The sequence below is a fragment of the Streptomyces sp. NPDC102514 genome (assembly GCF_055584525.1).
Map to the genome: position 1 here is coordinate 1 of NZ_JBVJLW010000056.1, position 1,109 is coordinate 1,109.

The 1,109-nt window shown below is 56.9% G+C and carries 1 protein-coding gene; it reads right to left on the reverse strand.

The features are described from left to right. Positions 1–286 precede the first annotated feature (286 nt). On the reverse strand, positions 287–643 hold the full coding sequence (locus ACZ60E_RS45740) for a hypothetical protein (RefSeq protein ID WP_469448225.1): 357 nt from the start codon (positions 641–643) through the stop codon (positions 287–289). Between the last annotated feature and the right edge of the window lie 466 nt (positions 644–1,109).

Genomic DNA, 1,109 nt, shown 5'->3' on the forward strand with positions numbered 1-1,109 from the left:
CACTCGGGCCCTGGGCCTGCACAGCCTTCACCCACGGCACGAAAACGGTCCATCGACTCCGTCGGCGGACCGTCACGAAACTTCGAGGCTAGTGACGCTCTATGGCTCGCGGCCGGCCTTGCGTAAATGGGCTTGATTTACACGTCGAGCTCCGGCCCTACCGCGCGAAGTAACACGTAAGTTTCCGGCAAGCCTTCAAGGCCTGCCGGAAATTTACCTGTCCGGTTCTGGAAACGACACGCAGGCCAACATATTTACCGCCTACAGGCGATTCCCCGGTATGCCCTCAGCTACCACCTTCTTCATTCACCTCAGTGACCCGCGCCTCGACAATCTCCAGAGCCTTTACGATTTGAGTGGCGACATCTGGAGAGAAGAGTCCACTGGTTACACTTAGGCCGAATTGTGGTGTAGGTGGATGATCTATCTCGCGCTGCAGAAGGAATGCTTCCCCTTCCGCCGGAGAGAAGGCGAAGCATATCCATTCAGCTAGATCATCTCGGACTACTTCAGGGCTGCCCCAGCGCTCTTCTAGCGCTGCAACATTGATATCCACTTCGGCGAGCCATCGTACACCGCGTAGATTTACATCTTTCTCTGGGACTCTTTTCAACTGCACCGATTGCAACTCTTTTGCGTTCATTTTATCGAGCCTCTGTGATGATGATAGGAATGGAGGCCCACTCCTCACCGTCTCTTGCGAATTCCGTAACGCCGTCCTCCACGCCAGCCTCCCATGAAGCATACCCTGGTCGATTTTTCGCCTTAGGGGCCACGGTGGTGTAAAACTCCAGGCTTCCCGGCTTGGCGTTCTGGGGAATGGGGCCGACGTGAGCCTGCGCTGTGGCATTTCCTCCCCATCGCGGAGTTCTGCCCCACAGTTCGCCAGATTTTACAATGTCCCGGGCGTGGTCCACCGTTTGCGTTGTAGAAGCAAGTCGATGGAATGGTCCGTACAGAGTTACGGGGCCCTCTGGCAGACTTTTACCCATGGTCAACGCTTTGGTACCGGCACCTAGCCTCGAAGTTTCGTGACGGTCCGCCGACGGAGTCGATGGACCGTTTTCGTGCCGTGGGTGAAGGCTGTGCAGGCCCAGGGCCCGAGTGTC